The sequence below is a fragment of the Tenacibaculum singaporense genome (assembly GCF_003867015.1).
In the GTDB taxonomy this organism is placed as follows: domain Bacteria; phylum Bacteroidota; class Bacteroidia; order Flavobacteriales; family Flavobacteriaceae; genus Polaribacter; species Polaribacter singaporensis.
On sequence record NZ_CP032548.1, the window covers coordinates 3,406,593 to 3,429,295 of the forward strand.

Annotated in this window: 23 protein-coding genes and 2 tRNA genes; 14 read left to right on the forward strand and 11 right to left on the reverse strand. The window is 29.3% G+C overall.

Annotation, left to right across the window (positions count from 1 at the left end; all coding sequences use genetic code 11):
- The first annotated feature begins 33 nt into the window (after positions 1 to 33).
- Positions 34 to 936 carry a TlpA family protein disulfide reductase gene (locus D6T69_RS15390; protein ID WP_125068931.1) on the forward strand — a complete coding sequence of 301 codons (903 nt, stop codon included), beginning with the start codon at positions 34 to 36 and terminating at the stop codon, positions 934 to 936.
- Between the two features lie 46 nt (positions 937 to 982).
- Here D6T69_RS15390 and D6T69_RS15395 read toward each other — a convergent pair whose 3' ends face one another.
- From D6T69_RS15395 to D6T69_RS15405, 3 genes are read right to left on the reverse strand one after another with little or no spacing between them, the layout of a single operon-like run.
- Positions 983 to 1,369: a pyrophosphohydrolase domain-containing protein gene (locus tag D6T69_RS15395; RefSeq protein WP_125068933.1), complete on the reverse strand. Its 387-nt coding sequence runs from the start codon at positions 1,367 to 1,369 to the stop codon at positions 983 to 985.
- Positions 1,370 to 1,379: 10 nt separating this feature from the next.
- Complete coding sequence (locus D6T69_RS15400) at positions 1,380 to 2,060, reverse strand: HAD family hydrolase (RefSeq protein ID WP_164506739.1); 681 nt, start codon at positions 2,058 to 2,060, stop codon at positions 1,380 to 1,382.
- Positions 2,060 to 2,791 carry an SDR family NAD(P)-dependent oxidoreductase gene (locus tag D6T69_RS15405; protein ID WP_125068937.1) on the reverse strand — a complete coding sequence of 244 codons (732 nt, stop codon included), beginning with the start codon at positions 2,789 to 2,791 and terminating at the stop codon, positions 2,060 to 2,062. The genes D6T69_RS15400 and D6T69_RS15405 overlap by 1 nt, the downstream gene beginning before the upstream one ends.
- Positions 2,792 to 2,830: 39 nt before the next feature.
- On the opposite strand from D6T69_RS15405, the gene D6T69_RS15410 reads away from it, so the two are divergent.
- A complete protein-coding gene (locus tag D6T69_RS15410; protein WP_240628331.1) occupies positions 2,831 to 3,043 on the forward strand; it encodes a hypothetical protein in 213 nt (70 codons plus the stop codon).
- Between the two features lie 2 nt (positions 3,044 to 3,045).
- On the opposite strand, the gene D6T69_RS15415 is transcribed toward D6T69_RS15410, so the two are convergent.
- The 3 genes from D6T69_RS15415 to D6T69_RS15425 all read right to left on the reverse strand — a co-directional run bounded on the left by D6T69_RS15415 (position 3,046) and on the right by D6T69_RS15425 (position 6,696).
- Complete coding sequence (locus D6T69_RS15415; RefSeq protein ID WP_125068939.1) at positions 3,046 to 3,966, reverse strand: ion channel; 921 nt, start codon at positions 3,964 to 3,966, stop codon at positions 3,046 to 3,048.
- A gap of 89 nt (positions 3,967 to 4,055) precedes the next feature.
- Positions 4,056 to 6,089 carry a dipeptidyl-peptidase 3 family protein gene (locus D6T69_RS15420; protein ID WP_125068941.1) on the reverse strand — a complete coding sequence of 678 codons (2,034 nt, stop codon included), beginning with the start codon at positions 6,087 to 6,089 and terminating at the stop codon, positions 4,056 to 4,058.
- A 46-nt stretch (positions 6,090 to 6,135) separates the two neighbouring features.
- The gene (locus D6T69_RS15425) at positions 6,136 to 6,696 is read right to left on the reverse strand and encodes a DNA-3-methyladenine glycosylase I (protein ID WP_125068943.1); all 561 of its coding nucleotides are present in this window, start codon (positions 6,694 to 6,696) and stop codon (positions 6,136 to 6,138) included.
- A gap of 99 nt (positions 6,697 to 6,795) precedes the next feature.
- On the opposite strand from D6T69_RS15425, the gene D6T69_RS15430 reads away from it, so the two are divergent.
- Entirely contained in the window at positions 6,796 to 7,227 is a 432-nt protein-coding gene (locus D6T69_RS15430; RefSeq protein ID WP_125068945.1) for a DUF6146 family protein, read from the forward strand.
- A 66-nt stretch (positions 7,228 to 7,293) separates the two neighbouring features.
- Positions 7,294 to 9,039, forward strand: a complete 1,746-nt coding sequence (gene sppA / locus D6T69_RS15435; protein WP_125068947.1) for a signal peptide peptidase SppA — start codon at positions 7,294 to 7,296, stop codon at positions 9,037 to 9,039.
- 57 nt (positions 9,040 to 9,096) lie between these two features.
- Here sppA and D6T69_RS15440 read toward each other — a convergent pair whose 3' ends face one another.
- Both D6T69_RS15440 and metK read right to left on the reverse strand, forming a co-directional pair.
- On the reverse strand, positions 9,097 to 9,861 hold the full coding sequence (locus D6T69_RS15440) for a hypothetical protein (RefSeq protein WP_125068949.1): 765 nt from the start codon (positions 9,859 to 9,861) through the stop codon (positions 9,097 to 9,099).
- Positions 9,862 to 10,109: 248 nt separating this feature from the next.
- A complete protein-coding gene (metK, locus tag D6T69_RS15445; protein ID WP_125068951.1) occupies positions 10,110 to 11,363 on the reverse strand; it encodes a methionine adenosyltransferase in 1,254 nt (417 codons plus the stop codon).
- A 317-nt stretch (positions 11,364 to 11,680) separates the two neighbouring features.
- Between metK and trxA the strand changes: the two genes are divergently transcribed.
- From trxA to D6T69_RS15480, 7 genes are all read left to right on the forward strand, one after another.
- A complete protein-coding gene (gene trxA, locus D6T69_RS15450; RefSeq protein WP_125068953.1) occupies positions 11,681 to 11,998 on the forward strand; it encodes a thioredoxin in 318 nt (105 codons plus the stop codon).
- A 70-nt stretch (positions 11,999 to 12,068) separates the two neighbouring features.
- Positions 12,069 to 12,989, forward strand: a complete 921-nt coding sequence (locus tag D6T69_RS15455) for a DUF58 domain-containing protein (RefSeq protein WP_125068955.1) — start codon at positions 12,069 to 12,071, stop codon at positions 12,987 to 12,989.
- 55 nt (positions 12,990 to 13,044) lie between these two features.
- Positions 13,045 to 13,118 (forward strand) — tRNA-Asp (locus tag D6T69_RS15460).
- Between the two features lie 42 nt (positions 13,119 to 13,160).
- Positions 13,161 to 13,234, forward strand: a tRNA-Asp gene (locus D6T69_RS15465).
- A 212-nt stretch (positions 13,235 to 13,446) separates the two neighbouring features.
- Positions 13,447 to 14,646 carry a site-specific integrase gene (locus D6T69_RS15470; protein ID WP_125068957.1) on the forward strand — a complete coding sequence of 400 codons (1,200 nt, stop codon included), beginning with the start codon at positions 13,447 to 13,449 and terminating at the stop codon, positions 14,644 to 14,646.
- A gap of 46 nt (positions 14,647 to 14,692) precedes the next feature.
- Complete coding sequence (locus D6T69_RS15475; RefSeq protein WP_125068959.1) at positions 14,693 to 17,230, forward strand: DEAD/DEAH box helicase family protein; 2,538 nt, start codon at positions 14,693 to 14,695, stop codon at positions 17,228 to 17,230.
- A 367-nt stretch (positions 17,231 to 17,597) separates the two neighbouring features.
- Positions 17,598 to 18,437, forward strand: a complete 840-nt coding sequence (locus D6T69_RS15480) for an AAA family ATPase (protein WP_125068961.1) — start codon at positions 17,598 to 17,600, stop codon at positions 18,435 to 18,437.
- 59 nt (positions 18,438 to 18,496) lie between these two features.
- Here the strand turns inward: D6T69_RS15480 and gapS4b are convergent, their stop codons facing one another.
- Positions 18,497 to 19,618: a GapS4b family protein gene (gene gapS4b, locus D6T69_RS15485; protein ID WP_125068964.1), complete on the reverse strand. Its 1,122-nt coding sequence runs from the start codon at positions 19,616 to 19,618 to the stop codon at positions 18,497 to 18,499.
- 5 nt (positions 19,619 to 19,623) lie between these two features.
- Positions 19,624 to 20,565: a GapS4a family protein gene (gene gapS4a / locus D6T69_RS15490; protein ID WP_125068966.1), complete on the reverse strand. Its 942-nt coding sequence runs from the start codon at positions 20,563 to 20,565 to the stop codon at positions 19,624 to 19,626.
- Positions 20,566 to 20,819: 254 nt separating this feature from the next.
- Here gapS4a and D6T69_RS15495 point away from each other — a divergent pair, with 254 nt between their 5' ends.
- Together D6T69_RS15495 and D6T69_RS15500 are read left to right on the forward strand one after the other, a co-directional pair.
- Complete coding sequence (locus D6T69_RS15495) at positions 20,820 to 21,203, forward strand: hypothetical protein (RefSeq protein WP_125068967.1); 384 nt, start codon at positions 20,820 to 20,822, stop codon at positions 21,201 to 21,203.
- 74 nt (positions 21,204 to 21,277) lie between these two features.
- Positions 21,278 to 21,712 (forward strand): JAB domain-containing protein, encoded by a 435-nt coding sequence (locus D6T69_RS15500; RefSeq protein WP_125068970.1) that lies wholly within the window; start codon positions 21,278 to 21,280, stop codon positions 21,710 to 21,712.
- Positions 21,713 to 21,940: 228 nt separating this feature from the next.
- Here D6T69_RS15500 and D6T69_RS15505 read toward each other — a convergent pair whose 3' ends face one another.
- Entirely contained in the window at positions 21,941 to 22,195 is a 255-nt protein-coding gene (locus D6T69_RS15505; RefSeq protein ID WP_125068972.1) for a helix-turn-helix domain-containing protein, read from the reverse strand.
- A gap of 82 nt (positions 22,196 to 22,277) precedes the next feature.
- Between D6T69_RS15505 and D6T69_RS15510 the strand changes: the two genes are divergently transcribed.
- Positions 22,278 to 22,688, forward strand: a complete 411-nt coding sequence (locus D6T69_RS15510; RefSeq protein WP_125068974.1) for a hypothetical protein — start codon at positions 22,278 to 22,280, stop codon at positions 22,686 to 22,688.
- Positions 22,689 to 22,703: the final 15 nt, after the last annotated feature.

Below are 22,703 nucleotides of genomic sequence, written 5' to 3' on the forward strand. Positions count from 1 at the left end.
AATTAAGTTTTTTTAACAAAAAATTCTAAAGAAATGAGAAATATTATACCTGCTTTATTATCAATAGGAGTTGGTTTTGCTGTTTCGTTTTTTGGCTTAGATTTTTATTCTGATTCATTAAAAAATGAAAATAAAATCGTAGCCCAAAGTAATGAAATTACTACTCCTGTAGAGACTGTAGAAACTTCTAAAGAAGAAACTCCTGAAGAAGATTTAACGGTTAATGAATCTTCAACAGGTTCAATTTCTGTTGATAGTGAAGATATTCAGAAAAGTTTTGATAATTGGGAAGCTTATACAAAGGAAAACATTGACTTAATGTCAACTTTTACTCCTTTAGATGATGAAGGAGCTGTTATGGAAAAGGGAATCTTTTTAACCTTACTTCGTACGGGTGCATACATTCCTATTAAATCTGAAAAAGATGGTAAAGTACAATATCAACTTACAGGGATTAACGGTTCTGCAGACGAAAAAATCAAGAAATCAATTGTTAGCAAAGCCTCAATAGCACATCAATATTTTAAAATGGAAGGTAAAAAACTTCCTGATTATAATTTTGTTGATTTAAAAGGTAAGGCACACAATAAAGCCGATACAAAAGGAAAATTGTTAGTATTAAAATGCTGGTTTATTACTTGTAAGGTATGTGTTGAAGAGTTTCCTGAACTAAATGAATTGGTTGATAAGTACAAGGATGACAAAATAGAATTTGTTAGTTTGGCTTTTGATAAAAAAGATGAACTTGTTGAGTTTTTAGAAACTAAAGAGTTTAAATATCCAACCATCCCTAAACAAAAAGAGTATATGGCTAAAAAGCTAAAAGTAAAGCAATACCCTACTCATTTAATTGTAGATTCTAATGGTATTATTATTAAAATGGTTAACAATGTTAAAACATTAACATCAGAATTAGAAAGAATTATGGGTAAATAGCATAGAAGAACAAAATGTAAAAAAAGCTCCTCAATAAGGAGCTTTTTTATTTATCTAATATCTCTTTTATGTTTGGTTTGAAGTAATTTGGTCCTTTAAGCACCTTACCATCTTCACGATAAATTGGCTTACCATCTTCTCCTAATTTACTCATATTACTTCGTTGTATCTCATTGAATACTTCCTCTATTTTATGTTGCATTCCATGCTCTATTATAGTTCCACATAAAATATACAACATATCACCTAAAGCATCAGCTACTTCAACCAAATCGTTATTTTGGGCAGCTTCTAAATACTCTTCATTTTCTTCTTTCATTAAATTATAACGAAGTAAATTTCTTTCTTCACCTATATTAGCGGTGGGTTCATTTTTAATTCCTAACCCAAATGCACTATGAAATTCATGTACTGCTTCAATTCTTTTTTTCATTCTATATAACTTATATGATTTGTAATTCTGTTTTTACTTTTTGAAAATTAAATCTTGTCCAATCTTCAATATGACTCTTAATTCCTTCTTCTTTAAAATCTGATAAATTTTTATTTCTGATACCTAAAAAGTTTACTCCTAAGTTTTTTGCAGTTCTTAAATCCCATATTCCGTCTCCTACCGAAATAATATTTTTGAATTCTTCTACTTGAAAATAACTTTTTGCTTTTTGAATTGCTGAGTTTACAATTTCTTCTCTTGTGAATAAATTATTTGATGCTTCTACTAAATTCGGAACAAAGTTTATACCTGCTTGTTCTAATTTAATTAATGCTGGTTTTAATAATGAACCTGTTGCAAAACAAATAGCATAATCGGTTTCTTTCATAAAAAAATCAACTATTTCTCCTGCTCCTTGTATTTCTTCTGTTTTTGTTAAGGACAATAGTAGTTCCGTCATTTTTTCTTCAAATTCAGGAATAAAAGAAAAACTAAAAGCTGTATTAAAATTGACTTCATAGTTTCTTTTTAAGATATAACTATCTGTCATGTTTTTATAACTTTTCCAGTCTTGGTTTACTTTAGTTATTCCAAAACTTTTCATAGCTTCTACATACGCTTCTTGATGTTGATTTTCACTTTTAGTTAATGTATCATCAATATCAAATACTATTAAATTTTCCTTTTTCATTATGTTGCCATTTTTAAAATTCTTGCTGGTACTATTTTTAGTACCCAAGCTATTAACCTCCATCTTTTTGAGATATAAGCTACTCGTTTTTTTCGTTTTATTGCTGAATAAATTTGATTAACTGCTTTTTCTAGAGGAACCATCCAAAAAATACCATCACCTAAAGCCATTGCTGTATCAACAAACCCCGGACGAATATCTGAAATAAAAACTTTTTTTGTTTTAATAGATTTTGTTTTGATATACAAACTCTCTAAATACGCTTTTTGATATGCTTTAGAAGAGAAATAATCTGGTGCTGCTCTATTTCCACGTAGTGAAGCGATAGAAGAAATACCGACTAAATGACCAAAACCTTGTTTTTTAAACAATTTATAAGCTAATGCATATAGTTTTGTTACACCTAAAACATTCGTGTTTATAGTTTGCTCTTGTTTATCCCAGTCTAACTTTGGGTTTACAAATCCAACTCCTGAAGATTGTATCACCAAATGAACTTCTCCTAATTCATTTACTAACTCATTAAACACTTTTTCTACCTCATCAACTTGTTGGATATCATTTTGCTTAATAAGAACTTGATTGAAATACTTCTTCTTTAACTCTTTCAGTTTTTCGAGCCTTCTCCCGGTTACCGCTACGATATAATTTTCTTGTATTAGTTTTTCTACAAGTCCTTTTCCAATACCAGAAGTGCCTCCAAAAATAATTGCTGTTTTAGTTTTCTCCATTCTAAAATCATTCTTTAACTTTGCTAAAAATACAATTTTATGTTTATACTTATTGCTGCTAAAATGTTTGCTACAGGCAGAATCATTTTTGCGAGTTTATTTGTTATAGCTTTTATTATTTTGATGTTTTTTAGCTACAAAAAAGATGCTAAAAACAATAAGAAATACTACCAAAATGCAGCTATTTATGTAGCAATAGGAATCGCAGTAGTAATTGCACTGTTATTCTTATCAAAACTACTAACGAAGTAATTCTAATTCATTTTTGATATTTCACTTAATTTTGAGTGATCTAACACAGTGTTTCCTGCTTCATCAAAATAAAATGATGATGTGTATTTCACATCTATTTCAAGAGAAGAAAAATTGTACGAAGTAATTTGATATACTTTTTGCCCAAAAGATTCTTCATGGTATTGCGTTAAAACATAAAGAACTCCATCTAACTCACTTATTTCTTTATTTGAATATTTATATAACGGACTTTTTTCATCTATTTCATGTACGACTGTCCAAACAGTTGGTAAATACATAATTTTATTTCTTTCTAGTTTTAGTTCATAAAATTGTCGTTTGTATTCTCCGTTTAACTTTTTTTCTGATAGTGATAAGGTTACAGTTATTTCAGGCTCTATCATTACTGTTTTACGACGATTCATTAACCGAAACATTAATGCTCTTCCTTCTTTAAAATCTCTTAAAATTAAATTTTCACTAAAACGGATAGATGCTTTTGCTTTTGAAAAACGCCCATACAACAATCCAGTAATAAATGAAAAGCTCAACAAGCCTATCATTGCTTCGAAAGCTGCAATTACATTAGCTGCAATACCTTTAGGCGCTATTCCCCCATACCCTACCGTTGTTAAGGTTTGTGCACTAAAGAAAAAACCATTTAAAAGGTCGTCTAAAAAATTTCCTTTTGAAGGTGTTATTTGTTCTATTCCAATAAACACATATACAAATGCAAAAAGAACATTCAACAATGAATATCCAATAAGTATCAATGTAAAAAACTGCCACCACGGTAATTCTATAAAAAAAGTATACAGATCATCTGCTCCAAACCTTCTATTTGCATGTACTACATTAGAGCTACCATCTGCATTAATTATTCTTTGTGCATTACTACTAGAGCTATAACCTAAGCCAGGGTCTTTTACTTTTTTTGCCATGTGTTTTTTATTAACATCTCTAAAAATACAAAACCGATTCTAATTAGAATCGGTTTTGATTTTTTCAACTATTTTTAAAACTGGACTTCTTAGTTTTTAACTGGTAAGAAGTTATAGTTTTTAGCATAGAAATTCATTTGCTCTTCAAACGTTTCTGGTTGCTTAATCTTAATATCAGTGATATTTCCATCAGCATCTGTTACAGGCTCTAATACTGGGTTTACAAATCCGCTATAAGGAGCAGATGTAAACTGAGCATTACGATCTAAAACTTCTTTATGAATATCTTGATCTACTTTTACTCCGTAACCTTCTACTAATGCTTTTGCCGCTTCAAAATCTCCTTCAGATTTAATTCTTTGTGCTTCTTTTAATAAACGACCAAAAATCTCACGAAGCTTCTCATAATCGTTAATATTATAAAAAGTTTTTCCATCTCTGACAACTTTTTCAATTACATTATCTTTCGCTCCTTGCTCAAAAGCCCATGCTGAAACCCATTGACGGTTTACCATGTGATCTTCTTCAATATCGTCTCCTAAGTTAATTCTAATTAACTGTGTCATTAACCCGTTTCTAATATATCCGTCATAAGCAGCTTTTCCTACTTTTTGCCAGTCATCAACTAAACCTAATTCTTGTAATTTAGGATCCATTAAGTAATAAAGCCCAACTAAATCTGCTCTACCTTCTTCCATTGTAGAAGCGTAGTTTTTCAAAGTTTCTTTCGGTTGACCAATTCCTTCATTAATTACTCCAGAAGCATGCCCAATTACCTCATGTAATGCTGTATGTAATTTATCTGCTAACTTACCGTATTTAATCTCTAAATCAATTTCTTCTTGATCATTAGCAAATTCTTTTAAACGTCCAGTTCCTCCAGCATTATTGTAAGAACCTATAATATTCCCTAATGATACCGATTTAGAACCGTGTTGTTGACGAATCCAGTTATTGTTTGGCAAATTCACTCCAATTGGAGTACTTGGAGATGCATCTCCTGCTTCACCAGCAACATTTACTGTTTTATAAGAAACTCCTACAACATCTTTCTTTTTGTGACTTGGATCTAACGGAGAATTATCTTCAAACCATTGTGCATTGTCTGATAATACTTTCATCTTTTTAGACATATCGAAGTCTTTAATCTGTACAATTGTTTCGTACGAACCTCTGTATCCTTTAGGATCATTATATACTTCAATAAAACCATTAATCCAATCAATATTTCCTTCAGTAGATTCTACCCAAGCAATTGCATATTCGTCCCAAGTATGTAAATCTCCTGTTTTATAGTACTCGATTAACAACTCTAATGTTTTTGCTTGCTTTTCGTTTTCTGCTACTTCTTTAGCTTTTTCTAACCAATAAATAATTTTATCGATTGCTTGTCCGTACATTCCACCAGACTTCCAAACTTTCTCCACTAGTTTTCCATTCTCACGAACTAGCTTCGAGTTTAATCCTGCCTCAATTGGTTGACTTTCTGGTCCTTTATCAGCTTTCGCATAAAAGTCTTCTACATCTTTACTTGTAATATCTGCTCCGTAAAAATTTACTGCTGATGCTAATACATTATCTACTCCAGCTTTCTTGTTTACTTTTTTAGCATCTTTATCATTAAAAATAACTTCTAATGCTTCCGTAGATAATTCAGTATTAGTTTCTTTTAATAAAGTTTCTAAATATTCTTTAGAAAATGTAGGTTTTAGCTTATCGTTAGAGTAATGATGGTGGATTCCGTTAGAAAACCACACTCTTTTCAAATAGGTAGTGAATGCTTTAAAATCTTCACTTTCTTTATCTCCTTTAAAGTTATTGTTAATATTTTCTAAAGCAGCTCTAATTTCAAGATTGTGACGGTAGTTTTGATCCCACATAATATCACGTCCAGATAAACCAGCTTGTGTTAAATAGTACACTAATTTTTTTTCTTTTAGTGTTAACTCATCAAACCCTGGAATTTGATAACGTAACACTTTTATATCAGCAAATTGCTCAACAACATACTCAAACTCTTTTGCTTTTTTTTCTGCTACTTTAGGCTCTTTTTTTGCATCCACACCACAAGAAGTTAACACTCCTGCCGCTGCAAACACACAAAGCATTTGTTTTAGTTTCATTTATATAGTTTTTAATTTATTTTTTTGAACGCTAAAATTACAAAATTTAAACTTCATGGTATCGGAAACAGTCGGTTGTATGGTCGTTTACCATTCCTGTCGCCTGCATATGTGCATAAATTACTGTTGAACCAACAAACTTAAATCCTCGTTTTTTTAAATCTTTTGAAATTGCATCGGAAAGCTCTGTTGTTGCCGGTACTTCTTCTCTCTTTTCAAACTTATTCACTATCGGTTTTCCATCAGTAAAAGCCCAAATATATTTTGAAAACGTACCAAATTCTTCTTGTACTTTCATAAAAGCCTGTGCGTTGGTAATTGTGGCTCTTATCTTTAATTTATTTCTTATAATTCCAGCATCTTGAAGCAATTCTTCATATTTATCTTCAGAGTATTTTGCTATTTTTTTATAGTCGAAATTATCAAATGCCTTTCTAAAGTTTTCTCTTTTCTTCAAAACTGTAATCCAACTCAAACCTGCTTGGAAAGTTTCTAATATTAAAAACTCAAACAGCTTATCATCATCATATACAGGCACTCCCCATTCATTATCGTGATACTCAATATATAGTGGGTCATCACTAACCCAAAAACACCTTTTCTTCATTTTCTATTATTTAATGCTGAAAATTACTGTTAAACAAATTAAAAATCAATGAAAAATGGAATAATTTTTGCGACTTTATAATTACAAATTACACTGATTATGAAAACCTTACAACATATTCTTTTTCTTAGTATTATTGGAATTATGATATGGGCTTGCAGTTCCTCGCCTATAAAAAATACTTCTAACACTCCTAAAGAGGAACCTGTTGTAATTGCTAATGATAGTTTAGAGTATGAAATTATAATTATTGACCCTGGTTTTACTACTTATTTAAACAGTATAGCCAAACCAGAAGGCTTTTACTCACAACAATACCTCGAAAATAAAAACCGTTTGTATGTAAATACATGGAATTACCGAGCTAGAAATCCTTTACAATTTAATTCAAACATTTATGAAAACGTAATTGATTATAGTCCACACGTTGATTATGGCTATGAAGTAAACTATAAACTTTTTAATTATTTTGAGTTCGCCCAACGAAAATACCGCATGAATTTGGGTGTAGGAATAAATCGTTGGAACTAGTAAAACCTTAGTAAAAGACGTCTTTCGAAAAACTGTATATTTGCTCAAAAAAATTAACCATACAACATGAAGTTTTTAAGAAATTTACTCGCCTCTATTCTAGGTTTTTTTATTGCCCTATTTTTACTGTTTGTTTTCTTTTTTATTATTGCTTCTTTTATTGGAGCTGAAGAGGAAATTGTTGTAAAATCAAACTCGGTTTTAGAATTAGATTTATCAACTCCTATTAAAGATTATGCTCCAAAAGAAAACAATCCTATTGCAGAAGCTCTAGAGTTAACAGATGAAAAGTTAGCTTTAAACAAAATTATCAATGCTATTGAAAATGCAAAAACTGATGATAAAATTAAAGGAATAAGCATAAAAACAGCTTTTGTAAATGCTGGCATTGCACAAACACAAGCGATTCGAAACAAAATTGAAGAGTTTAAAGAGAGTGGTAAATTTGTATATGCTTACAATGATATTTATACTCAAAAAAACTACTACCTAAGCTCTGTTGCCGATAGTTTATTCTTAAACCCAGTAGGAGCTATTGATTTTAGAGGTTTATCTACCGAAATTTTATATTTCAAAGATTTTGAAGATAAATATGGAATTAAAATGGAAGTTATTCGTCATGGAAAATATAAAAGTGCTGTTGAGCCATTTTTAGAAAGTGAAATGAGTGAAGCTAACCGTGAGCAAACTACTTCATTTTTAAAATCTATTTGGTCAGAAATTACAGATGATATTAGTAAAAGTAGAAACATTTCTATTGAAAAACTAAATCTTATTGCTGATAATTCTAATGGAAGAAATATTACTGTAGCAAAAGAGAATAATTTAATAGATGCTTCTATTTATGAAGATGAATACGAAAAGAAGTTAGCTATGGGGTCTGATAAGAAAGTAAATACTATTTCTATTGAAGACTACATAAAATCAGGAAAAGGAAGAATTTCTTCTACTGCTAAAGATAAAATCGCTGTGATTTATGCACAAGGTGATATTGTGTATGGAGAAGGAAGCGAAGATTATATTGGGCAAGGAATTATAAACAAAGCTATCAGAAAAGCCCGAAAAGATGATAATGTAAAAGCTATTGTACTTCGTGTAAATTCTCCTGGTGGTAATGCCTTAGCTTCTGAACTTATATGGCGTGAACTAGAATTAACAAAAAAAGAAAAACCTATAGTCGTTTCAATGGGTAACTATGCAGCTTCTGGAGGTTACTATATTGCTTGTAATGCTAACAAAATTATTGCAGAACCTACTACAATTACTGGATCTATTGGGGTTTTTGGTGCCATTCCTAACTTTAGTCAATTTACCGATAATATTGGTATCAATGCAGAGCAAGTATCTACTAACGATAGTCCTTCTTATAGTGTTTTTGAGCCAATGAACCAGAAATTCTACGATGTAACTAAAGAAGGTGTTGAACAAATCTACACTACTTTTGTTAACCGTGTTTCTGCAGGGCGTAACATGACTTTTGAGCAAGTAAACGAAATTGCACAAGGTAGAGTTTGGACTGGTAAAGAAGCTATTGAAAATGGCTTAGTAGATCAATTAGGAGGATTAAATGACGCTATTAAAGTTGCCGCTGAATTAGCAGAAATTCAAAATTTTAGAGTTCGTAATTACCCTAATTACAAAACTGACTTAAAAGAGGCTCTAAAATTCTCTCCATTTATGAAAGCTTCAAAAGAAGAAATACTTAAAGAAACTTTAGGTGATGAAAATTACCAATTATACTATAATATTCACAAAATGAAAAACCTAAAAGGAATTCAAACTAGAATACCCTTTGTATTACAAGTGAAATAAAATCAAAAAGAAAAGCCTCGACAATGTCGAGGCTTTTTTTAGTTTTAATAATTTAGTTTATTCGTAACTATAAGTAGTATTTATAGCAATTGATTCCTCACCACCAATGGCTAACCCTTTCCCTGTTAAAGGATACCCATCTGAATCATAAGTATAATCTACAGTTAAAGTACCTATAACGTTATCACCTCCGTCTTTATAGATAATCTTCGTTACGTTATTTAATGGCAATAATCTTCTAGCTTTAATTACTTCTGAAGCTTGAGGATTCACCCCAAAACTAACATCAACTCCATCTAAAACTTCTATAACTCCTGCAGATTCTAAAGTAGAAAAATACATATTTGGCTTATTGTCATAAAATATTTCTGCTGTATAACTTTCAACAACATTCATTTCAGTTTCCCAATCATAAACCTCAACTTGAAATAAAACTTTACTAGGATTTTTGTTAGAATCATATTCTAATGCCATTCCTGTTTCATAAATATTATATGGTGATTGATACAACTCTTCTATTGAAAAGCTTTCTGAAAGATCGCTATCTTCTGTTACTTTAATAGTACTCCCATCATTGCTATAGTTTATTAAAGTAGCGTCTGTTCCATTTGTTCCAGAAACACTTACCAATTCTTTTTCAGCATTATACATAAACTGAGTAGTAATTGTTTCATTTTCTTGATTTGTCGCTGCAACAGTTTTTAATCTTTTCTTTTTAGCTTCTCCATTAACTTCATCAAAATCATCTGAAGCAGAGCTACTACATGAGGTTAATAATGCTACTCCTAATCCAATAGCAAAAACATACTTTAATTTTTTCATTTTTTGTGATTTTTAATGAACTCATTTTTATTGTTCAAGCAAAAACTAAGTATTTCTCTCTACATAAAAATCTTTAAGACAATAAATAGAAATGAGTAAAAGAAAAAAACAGCAATTTTTAGCAATTTGAAAAATATAAAAACAAGTTCGGTTCATATTGTTTTTAAATTTCATACAAAAATAGCTGTATAAAAAAATACCTGCAATAAAAATTACAGGTATTTTTCACTATGTTTTTCTTTCGTTTATTAAAGACCAAAACTCTCTTTTACTTTAGACACATAATCTAATTTTTCCCAAGTAAACAATTCAACTTCTATTATTTTACTTTCTCCATTAGGTTGTGTAAATGTTTTAGAAACTACTTCATTTTTTCTTCCCATATGCCCATAAGCTGCAGTTTCACTATACATTGGGTTACGTAACTTTAAACGATCTTCAATAGCATGTGGGCGCATATCAAAAATTTCAGAAACTTTTTGAGCAATTTCTCCATCAGTTAAATCCATTTTTGAAGTTCCGTAAGTATCTACAAAAATACCCATCGGTTCTACTACTCCAATTGCATACGATACTTGTACTAAAACCTCATCGGCTACTCCTGCAGCAACTAAGTTCTTTGCTATATGACGTGTTGCATACGCTGCAGAACGGTCTACTTTACTCGGATCTTTTCCTGAAAATGCTCCACCACCATGTGCTCCTTTTCCTCCATAAGTATCAACAATAATCTTACGACCTGTTAACCCTGTATCTCCATGAGGTCCACCAATTACAAACTTTCCTGTTGGATTAATATGATATTTAATATCATCATTAAATAACGCTTGAATTTCTGGAGTTAATTGTGCTTTTACTCTAGGAATTAAAATCTCAACAATATCTTTTCTAATTTTAGCTAACATTGTTTCATCATCAGCAAAATCATCATGTTGTGTAGATACAACAATTGCTTCAATACGCTGTGGTACGTTATCGTCAGAATACTCAATAGTTACCTGACTTTTAGCATCTGGACGTAAATAAGTAATTTCCTTATTCTCTCTACGAATTGCTGCTAATTCCTTTAAAATTATGTGTGACAAATCTAACGCTAACGGCATATAATGCTCAGTTTCGTTTGTAGCATAACCAAACATCATTCCTTGATCACCTGCTCCTTGCTCTTCTCTTGACGCTCTATCTACTCCACGGTTAATATCATCTGACTGTTCATGAATTGCTGACAACACTCCACAAGAATTACCGTCAAACATGTATTCACCTTTGGTATATCCAATTTTATTAATTACCTCACGAGCAATTTTTTGAACATCTAAGTAAGTAGAAGACTTTACTTCTCCTGCTAATACTACTTGACCAGTTGTTACTAATGTTTCACATGCTACTTTAGAATCTGAATCAAAAGCTAAAAAATTATCTATCAAAGCATCAGATATTTGATCTGCTACCTTATCTGGATGTCCTTCAGAAACACTTTCTGAAGTAAAAAAATATGACATAAATACTTCTTTTTAAAATTTAACTAAAAGAAAAAACTTGGATTGCTGAGTCGCTAAAAGGAGTAGAAAATTACTGCTTTAGCATTTTTATTCTGAACTTTTGTTCAATGAGGTTGCAATCAGTCAAATTTTTCCTCAAAAATATTTGGCAAAGTTATAGATTATTTTACACACTTAAAAACAAACTTACAAGTAAATAGAAAGTATTGATATTATGATAATAAAAAGTAATTTTTGTAAAATTGTATTGGTGAAATATTTGTTTACATTTGTAGTGAATAAACAAGAAAATAACTTTAGATAAAAACATAAATAAAATGGCATTAGAAATTACAGATGCTTCTTTTGAAGAAGTAGTATTAAAATCTGACAAACCAGTATTAGTAGATTTTTGGGCAGCTTGGTGTGGACCTTGTAGAATGGTATCTCCTATCGTTGATGAAATTAGTAGCGAATATGAAGGAAAAGCTGTTGTTGGTAAAGTAGATGTAGACGCAAACCAAGAATTTGCCGCTAAGTATGGTGTAAGAAACATACCAACTGTATTAATCTTCAAAAACGGAGAAGTTGTAGACAAACAAGTTGGTGCTGCTCCAAAAAAAGCATATACAGATAAAATTGATGCTGCTTTATAAACAATATACCAATTGATTATTATACAAAAGGTTTGGCTATCGCTAAACCTTTTTTTATTTTCGATATTATATGATTGATCTAAAAAGTACATCTTCACAAATAAACAACCTTGAGTTACTTGCCAAACAAGTAGTAGAAGGTTTTATTACAGGAATGCATAAAAGTCCATTTCATGGGTTTTCGGTTGAGTTTTCTGAACACAAACTATACAATAAAGGTGAAAGTACACGTCATATAGATTGGAAGCTATTTGCCAAAACTGAAAAATTGTACACCAAAAAGTACGAAGAAGAAACGAATCTTAGATGTCATATAATTATTGATAATTCTGCTTCGATGCACTATCCTGTTGGTAAAAACCAATCGATAGATAAGCTAAATAAAATAGGTTTTTCAGCAGTAGCTACTGCTTCTTTAATGGATATTTTAAAACGACAACGTGATGCTGTTGGGTTAAGTATTTATTCTAACACTTACGAATATTACGCTCCTGAAAAAGGTAGTGAGCGTCATCGCAAGATGTTATTACATCAATTAGAACATTTACTATCGTCTAATTCTACCTCATCTACAGAAACCTATCAATATTTACATGAAATAGCAGAAAAGATTCACAGACGCTCTTTAATTTTCTTATTTACCGATATGTTTCAAACTTCAAAAAATGAAGAAGAACTTTTTAATGCTTTACGACACTTAAAATTTAATAAGCATGAGGTAGTATTGTTTCATACACATGATAAAAAGACAGAATTTTTGTTTGATTTTGACAACTCACCAAAAAAATTTGTGGATGTTGAAACTGGAGAAGAAATAAATTTATACGCAGAAAACGTACAACAAAAATATCAAGAACTAAGCAACACTTTCTTCAATAACCTAAAAAACAAATGCTTACAATACAAGATAGATTATATTCCCGTAGATATAAATGAGGGTTATGATAAAGTCCTTACCTCCTATCTTATCAGCAGACAGAATTTTTTATAAAATAACTCTTTTTTATTTAAAAAAAGGTTATATATTTGCATCCGCTTAGAGCAACGGTCTGGTAGTTCAGCTGGTTAGAATACATGCCTGTCACGCATGGGGTCGCGGGTTCGAGTCCCGTCCAGACCGCTAAAGTTTCTCTAAAACATATAACATATTGCTTCAAGCAACGGTCTGGTAGTTCAGCTGGTTAGAATACATGCCTGTCACGCATGGGGTCGCGGGTTCGAGTCCCGTCCAGACCGCGAAAAGCTTCTCAATTTTTGAGGAGCTTTTTTATTTTATAGGAATTTCTACAACTTCACTTCCAACATACTCTTTCAAAAACTCCATAAAAGCAACTATAAAGACACACTTTTAGGTGTACATGTTTAAAAAATTAGGTGTATCAAAAGTGTACCATTAGGTGTACCACTCTTATTTTCAGGTGTACCACTATCTAAAAAAGCACAACACAATGAATAACAACAGATTAATTACTCTCTTTTTTCTACAAAAGAATAGAACCAACCAGCAAAATATATGCCCTATTAGATGTAGAATAACTTATAATAAAAAACGAAAAGAATTTTCTACAGGTTTCTTTATAAATCCAGATTATTGGAATAGCAAAGAACAACTAGCTAAACCTCCTAGTAAAGACAATACTTTTATCAACACCCAATTAAGTCTGATTAAACAACAAATTAATCAGGCTTTTTTATTTTTACAGGTAAATGAAAAGGAGTTTGATGTTGAAGACATCTACTTACAACACAAAGGAAAAAGTATTAAATCTGAAAAAACATTTCTTGAAGTATTTGATTACCATAATTCAAAAGTTAAAAAAACTATTGGCATAGACTATGTAGAATCAACCTATAAAAAATTCGAAGAATGTAAAAGGCTAATGAAAAAATTCATAAGGCACAAATATAAGAAAAACGATTTGGTCCTTCAAAATATTAAATTTATTTTTTTAGAAGATTTAGATTATTATTTAAAAACTGAAAGAAGACAAAGTCAAAGCACTATTAACAAACACATTCAAAGAGTCCGTAAGATTATAAAACTAGCTATTCTAGAAGGTTTTATTGATAAAGACCCTTTTGTATTCTACAGACCTAAAAGAACTACTAAAGAGCTTATTTTCTTAACCTCGGAGGAATTAAAATTAATTGAAACACACCAATTAAGACAAAAGAAATTAGTTATAGTCAAAGATCTATTTATCTTTTGTTGTTATACAGGACTAGCATATGCAGATATGTCAGAACTAAACACTAAAAATATTCAAGTTGGTTTTGATGGAAATGAGTGGATTGAAATGAGTAGAAAGAAAACAAAATCAAAAATTTCAATTCCTTTATTACCTAAACCAAGAGACATCTTATTGAAATACAACAATAAACTACCTAAAATATCGAATCAAAAATTTAATTCTTATCTAAAAGAAATAGCAGATATAATAGGTATAAATAAAAATCTTACTCATCATATTGCTCGGAAAACTTTTGCTTCTACAGTATTACTATATAATGGAGTACCTATGGAAGTAGTATCGGAGCTTCTAGGGCATTCTAAGATTACAATTACACAAGAGCATTATGCTAAAGTTGTAAAGAAGAAAATTAGTGATGAGGTTTCAAAACTTAATCAAAAATTAGGGCAAGATTAAAATCTTGTCCTTTTTTGTTCCTACATTAGGTGCAAATTTTATTCCTATGAGTATAGTAAATTCCACTTTTAATAATTACCCAATAGAATTTAAAGAAATAAACCCAGAAGATTTTACGAAAAGGTTTAGTTTGGATGGAAGTACTACTATTAGAAATAGTTTTACTATTGAAAACAATGGTAATAAAATCATTATTAACCCAAATAATGATGGTTATATAAATGAACCTCTTCAAGAAAACATTGACATCAAAAATAAAAACACAGTTGTTATTAATGCATCTGTGGGACAAGGTAAATCTTATTCTATAATTAAAACAATAAAGAGGTATTATGAAGACAATTCACCCCAAAAGTACGTGATAATTGTAGCATCACCTTTTGTGAGCTTAGTTAAGCAATATGTAAATGACATACATAATGATGGAGGCATCCCTAAGGAAGAAATATTTGATTATAACGTCATAGGAAGAACACCAGATAGAAGTTACTTAACAAAATCTGTACACGTAGTTACTGTAAATACACTATTAGGTAATCCAGGAGAAGATGGATTTAAGAATTCTGAAGCTAAAAGAGAATATTTAACATCATTATCAAAACATTGTGAACAGAATAATGTTAAAGTGGTCTTTATATATGATGAAATACATGATTCATATTATAACTTTAAACAGGAGTATATTTTTAACTTATGGAAGTGGAAAAAAGTTATTCATAAGAATTTCATTATTAGTGCCACCTTTAATGAAGCTTCTAAAATAATAATTGAATATTTAGCTGAACTTACTGATAGAAAAATTAAAATAATTGAATCTAAGAGAAAGATATTCCCTAAAAAACAAAGTAAACTTCACCTACATTATAGTGATGATTACAATTTTACCACTAATACTAAAGAGATTAAAAACATCATAGTTGAGCTGGTAAGAAAAAAGAAGAATATTGATATTTTATGTTATTCAAAATCACTTTCAAAAGATATAATAAATCCTAAGGGAGATATTGGAAAGGAATTACGAAGAGCTTATGGAATTAATCAAATTAAAGATTGTACTTCACAGTTAGCATCCAATTCAAGAGAAGAAAATATTGAACAACAAAACCAATATGATAATTCAATGTGTAATGTTGGAACCAATTTCAAAACAGGAGTTAGTATTAAAAAAGATAATCATGCTTTTATAATTATTATGCCTCCAAGAAGCACTAGACTTCATTTTAAAAACCAATATGGAATATTTTCAGGTGGTATTAATTCAGTTATTCAAGCATTAGCAAGACAAAGAACAAAAGGGGATATTCATATTATTTTATCAAAACCTGATAAATTCAATTATAACACACTTGTTCATGCTAATATGAATGATGAACAATTAAAACAGTTTAAGACTTTATATGATATTGTTGAATATTACGCTGTGGATAAAAAAGTTGATTATCTAAAATTAAATAGACAACATTTATATTTAAACAAATTTTATCAGCAAGAATTATCAGGCTATTTGCAAAATGAAATTAACACTATTTCCAATACTAGTAGAAATGACTTACCCCCATTAAAATTTCCAAAACTGGAAACTTTTATTTTGGATAATGGAGAAGACTATCTTGCTAATAGGTATAAAATTTTTGGAGAAGATATTAGTGCTTATCTTACCTATGCCTCCATCACCAATCAATTTACTAATTGTAGATTAGAAAATATTTTCGCAAGAAAAAACATAATATTTTCAGAAGACAAGGTTTTTCAAGAGTTAAACAATTTTGTTAAGAAAGAGAAATTTGAAGAAAGATTAGCTTTATTCAAAGGTTGGGGTACTTTCAATAGATACTATGAAGAATTCAAAGCTACTTTATATAAAAATTACAATGTACTTTTCAAGAAAACAAGTGCTGAAAAACCCAACTTTGATAAGGTCAGTAAAAAAGTTTTTGAACATAAATTATTAGAGTGGTTAAAGGCAAATTTTTATAGTGAAGAAATTACTAGCTACTCTAGAGCTGATTATTTACTTGATTGTATTATTAGTACTAATAATATTAATGTAGATGAAATTATTGACCCTAAAATAAAAGGAAGAGTATTGTTTTTTAGAGCTATTAGACATTTGGTTTTAAAAATATTTTCAGAAGTTAAAGAATACAACAAAAGAAATAAACTTTATTATTACATAGAAACAGACCTTAAAAATTACTCTACTGAAGACTTAAATTATATTTCTGACATAGAAAAATTCATTAATAGTGATGAGCTTATAAATAAAGTATTTGGTTTTCATAGAGTTCTTAATAATAAAACTACTGATAAAAAAATCAAATCCATAATAAGGGCATTAAAATCAGATTTTTTAATGTTGGACACAACTAAAAATAAATCTAGAATAAAAATAGGCAACCAAAAAGTATCAATAACAAAAGTAATAGGGTTCAAATATTTCCCAAATAAAAGAGCTTTAAATTTCTTTGATACTAGAATAGACTGGGAGCAAATCAAAAAAAATAGAATTGAACTTGTTGGTGAACACGAATATCAAAAAATGCAAAATGAAATAGATGAAATCATTAAGAAATTAATCAACTAAGAGTTATAACTTAGAAGCCAATATCTAAAAAGTGCAACTTTATGTTTCAGTATACTTATAGAAAACACAAAGTTGCACTTTTATATGTTTATTATCTATTGTGCTTATGAATTAATTGTAGTCAATTATAACACTTTTACAAAAGTTACCTCCCCTCTCTTAGAAACACACCCCACCTCAAAATACTGTAGTATTTTCAGATTTTCCTTCTCAGGAATCTGAAGGACAAAATTACGAAATCAATCTGAGAATATCAAGCTTTTTTTAATAAAAAAACGAATTTATTCACCTGTAAATCAGGTTTTTATCTTAATTTTTTACTTAAAAATATTACACATAAATATTAACCTTTTTAAACTTAAAAATTATGCATTTAGAACCAAGTAAAAGAGATGCTGTAAAGCTTAGAATTGGCTTATCAGGAGCAAGTGGGTTTGGAAAAACCTACTCAGCTCTACTACTAGCCTATGGACTCACTAAAAACTGGAATAAAATAGCTGTAATTGACACAGAAAATAAGTCAGCTAGTTTATACTCACATTTAGGAAACTTTCAAGTAATTAATTTAGATGCTCCTTTTAGTCCTTCTAGGTATATAGAAGCTATTAAGTTATGCGAATCCAATAAGAATATTGATGTAATTATTTTAGACTCTATTAGTCATGAATGGAATGGCTCAGGAGGATGTTTAGATATACACAACAAACTTGGTGCGAGATTTCAGGACTGGAATAAAGTAACAAAACTTCATCAAGCATTTGTAGATGCTATATTACAATCTTCATGTCATATCATTACTACTACTAGGAGGAAAACTCATTACTCATTAGACATCAAACCTAATGGTAAAGCTAAGGTTACCAAACTAGGTACAAAAGAAATTACAAGAGAGGGATGGGAATATGAGTTAACTGTAAATTTTGAGCTCATCAATCAAGAAAACAAAGCTGTGATAAGTAAAGATAGGACAGATTTATTTTCTACTAGAAATGAATTTGTAATTACAGAAGAAGTAGGAGAAAAATTAGCTCAATGGTGTGTTTCAAGACCTTTGAGATTAGAAGAAGTAATTCAACAGATTTCTAAAGCTAAATCTATTTCAGAGTTAACTGCAATTTATAAATCTAATCCTAAACATCAAGAAACTTTGTTACCAGCTTTTAAGAAAAGGAAAGAGAAGTTAGATGAAGTTGCTGTGAATAAATAAGAGTATTATAATTTTAGTTGCTGTTAGGTAACTTTTTTGAGTTGATGAAAGCCCTAATTTTAAGGATTAGGGCTATTTTTAAAAGTACTATAACTTTCTACTTTTTTCTTCTCTATATGTTCAAGTAATTTCTTTCTAATTACTTTTTCTATTTTTTTCTTTCTATCCTCTTTACTTAAAAGAATATCAATTGAAATTTGTAGCTCCGAATTTAAATCTTTACTTTTTAGATACTCGGGGAAAGATAGAACAACAGCAACAGTTCCTCTTACATCTCTATACTCTAAACTATATCTTAGTTTTAATGAAGAAAATATAAGACTTGGATAATAATCCTTATTTGACAATAAAATATGATTCTCTAATCCTTTACCATTAAGTTTTAGATTATCTAACTCCTGTAAAAACTTTTCAACATCCTTATGACTACTAATCTCTGAATCAATAAATAAATCCACATCAGTTATTGACTTGAAATTTAGATAAAGAGAAAAATTCTCAATGAAAGATTTAAAAAAATTTATTCTAGAATCATTATCAAAATCTCTAAACTTAATTGAGATAAAATCTTGTTTAGGGCTAACTATGGAATTAGTTCTTAATGCCTCTTTGACTTTACCTATTATTATAGAGTTTACCTCAAGTGTTTCTTTTGATGTAGAATTTTGTTGAACAGAAATCTGAATATCTCCATCTTCCATTTTTTTCAACGTAACAGCACCTATATGGGTTGTTTTATTTTCTGTCCAATCATTTAATATATTTTCTCTTTCAATTTTATATTCAATAATAGCTGTAGTTTGACTATCTTCAAAATAAAAGCTGGGGGAACCTATGACTTTATAATTAGGCTTATAAGTGTGTTTCTCTATAATCTTAGAGTTTAAGTCTAAGCTACCACTAAGAATTTTAGACAAATCAAAATCACCATCATTACATTTAATTGATGATGTTCTATATTTAAGAGTTTCTTCTTTTGTCTTTTGAGTTTCACGTAATTCTTCATAATCAGTCGGACTTATTATGCTTTTCATTAACAAAGGAACTGAACTATTTTTCTTGTTTATTCCTGTGTAAACTCCTTTTTCCCTTAATAGCTTGCTAATACTAGTACCTGATATATTAGACTTTATTAATAACTGTCTGATAAAATCTCCTTGAGGTAAAAAATCTTTTTTCATATTATTTAGTTTCTATAATCAATTGGAAATTTTCCAATGAAAAGATTATCTTCTAGTTTATAATTGTCATAAGTTGATAATACGTCTTTAATAATACTGATGTCAGTTAAGGAATTATAAGTTTTAAAATTTATTATAGTCTCATCAATAGCATTTAAATAATCAAATGATTTAGTAAAACTTAATATTCTTGCAAGATTATCATTATTGAAGTCATCATTAACAAAAATAGAAAACGTTACTTTGTTTTTACTTTTATCTTCTATTCTTAAAGGTATTATATCAGAGTAGATATAATTTAAAGGGAAGACATTACCATAAGTTTTTTCTTGTCTAGCATTAAAGTTTATACCTGAATTATGATAAACGAAATCCACTTTGCTATCCTTATTAAGTAACTTAGTCTTATAAATACTTTCATAAAGAAAGTTAATTCTTTGATTATCTATTAATATTATTTCATCAAAAATTAAATCACTACTAAATAAGGAATTATTTACTTTAGAATTTAAATCAAAACCTATGTCACTTTCATCAGATAACCAAACCAAAATACCTGTAACATGAGTTTTAGTAACATCAGTGAATTTATGATTTATTTCATTTTTCTTTTGGGAATTATTGAAGCATTGAAGTGTATGAGCTAAATCTTCAACATAAGACTTAAATTTTGCTTTAGGGCTATTAGGATATTCTTCAGAAGTATATTTTGAGGAAATCAAACAAATATCGAGCAATTCATCTTCTACTGGACTCTTATAATAAATTAGCCCATCTATCCCATGTGTAGTTCTGTCTTTTTTTGCTTCTTTCCTTTTATGCTCTTTTGGATAATTACAATTAATCGTTTCATTTTCAATTAAAGAATTAAATTCTAAAGTATCTTCAAACAAAAACTTTACAATTTTTTCACCTTTTTCTCCAATAGACTTGGACCATTCTCCCATATTTTTTCTTTTTCGAAGGTTAAAGTTATAAATGTAAAAATTTAAATTTTATAAAAAAAATTGAGATCATCTTTTTATATGTGTGAATGCCACTAACCTAAGTACCCCCACTTATTCTTGATTTTAAAACACCCCGCGTGTTTCTCAGCAGAAAATATTTTTTGCTCCTTATATAAAAGCAAGGTGATAGCTGTTTTTAAAGGAACTTATATTTTCTAGAATCAACTTATTTATCAACTCAAAAAAATAAAATTATGGTACAAATTGTAGGCTGCAGAGAGTGTAGCAAAGAAGATGGTTCTAAATTCTATTTATTGGAACTACAAGGAGGTATAGAAATGGTAGTAAGCAAAACTACAGGTCAATTCTATGCTACAGCAAAAAAAGCAATGATTACTTCTACTTTTGATGAGGTTACTTGTAAAGCTTTAATAGGAACTCAAATGAAAGGAAGCATTGTTAAACAAGAGGTTGCTCCTTATGAGTATGTTATTAAAGAAACAGGAGAAGAAATAATTTTAACTCACAAATGGGTTTACACTCCTGATGAAGCTCCTAATGTTAAAAAGCTTTTTAAAGCTGACCATAGCGTGTTTTCACAAAATGGTGTAAACAAATTAGAGGAAGAATTAGTTTAATTTAATCTGTCCAAATTTTGCATTTACTATAATAAGTAATTACGAATGCTGGACAGATTTATAATTTTAAATTTATGAAAGTAGCTGAAATAAAAATTTCCTATTCTAGTAGGAATAGTAATAAGTTCAAAATACAAAATAGCGCAGATGCTTACAATCTAGTTGCTGAGAAATGGAATAAAGATTTAATTGAACTACAAGAAGAAATGAAAGTAATTTTACTTAATCGAGCCAATATAGTATTGGGAATATTTGAATTATCTAAAGGAGGAACAAATAGCACAGTTGTAGATGTAAAATTACTTGTAAGTGTAGCTTTAAAATGTAATGCACATAGTATAATTATGTGTCACAATCATCCTAGTGGTAATTTAAAAGCAAGTAAGGCTGATATTGAAATTACCAATAAAGTTAAAAAGGCATGTAGTTATTTTGATATGGTGCTTTTAGATCACTTAATAGTTACCAAGGATGAACATTTGAGTTTTGCAGATGAAGGGTTATTGTAATCTACCAAACTTGCAATATTTGCAATTTCTACAGTATTCACATGTATAAGTGGATGAATGAAATAACTCTAAGAAGAGGTTTTTATAAAAACGAATTAATTTGCAGATAATTAATAATAGCTTTTTTTATTATAAAATCCTTTTTTATTCCTACCAGAAACTATATAAATTAATGAAATAAAAGGTATAATAATTCTTTTAAGCAAGTTCTACTATAATAGCTTTTTCTTATTTTTCTTCTAAAGAAAAACCCACTAATTCAGTTAATGAAACTTCTAAAGCTTCACTAATTCTATATAAAGTGAAAAGAGTAGGATTTGTTCTACCAGATTCAATTCTAGAAATATTTGTAGTATCAAACCTACCAAGCATCTTACTAGCCAAATCTACTTGTGATAGACCTTTTTCTTCTCTAATATTTTGAATGTTATTACCTATCTTTTTCTGAATAGAAATTTGTAGTTCTTTTAAATCCTGACTCATTACAACTTGTCTTATTTGACAAGTCAAGAAAAGGGTTATATTTGTTTTTGTTTATGTCATAAATGACAACACATTAATAATCATGGAGAAAAAAATAATTTTAATAATCTTAATAACTATTTGTAGTTATTCATATTCTCAAAATAATAACTCAAATCACAATAATGATTCTGACTTAAAAGAAAAAGCAACAAATTACATTAATAAAGCTATAGAAAATCAAAATGACAAATTGAAAATGACAATTCAAAAAAGTAGATTTGCTATTGTTAAGGATATAAATGAAGGTAATTGTGATTTAGCTATAGAAAAAAGTCTTTTTACTTTAAAAATTGCTCCTAAAGAGACTTACTTTATGATACTAGCTGGAGAAGCTTATAAATGCAAAAGGGATTATAAAAATGCCATTCTATGGTTTAAAAAAGCTAATGATATATTTAAAACAGATGACCTAAGGAATGAAATAAAGCTTCTTGAAAAGAAAATCAAATAACTAAGGACACTTGTA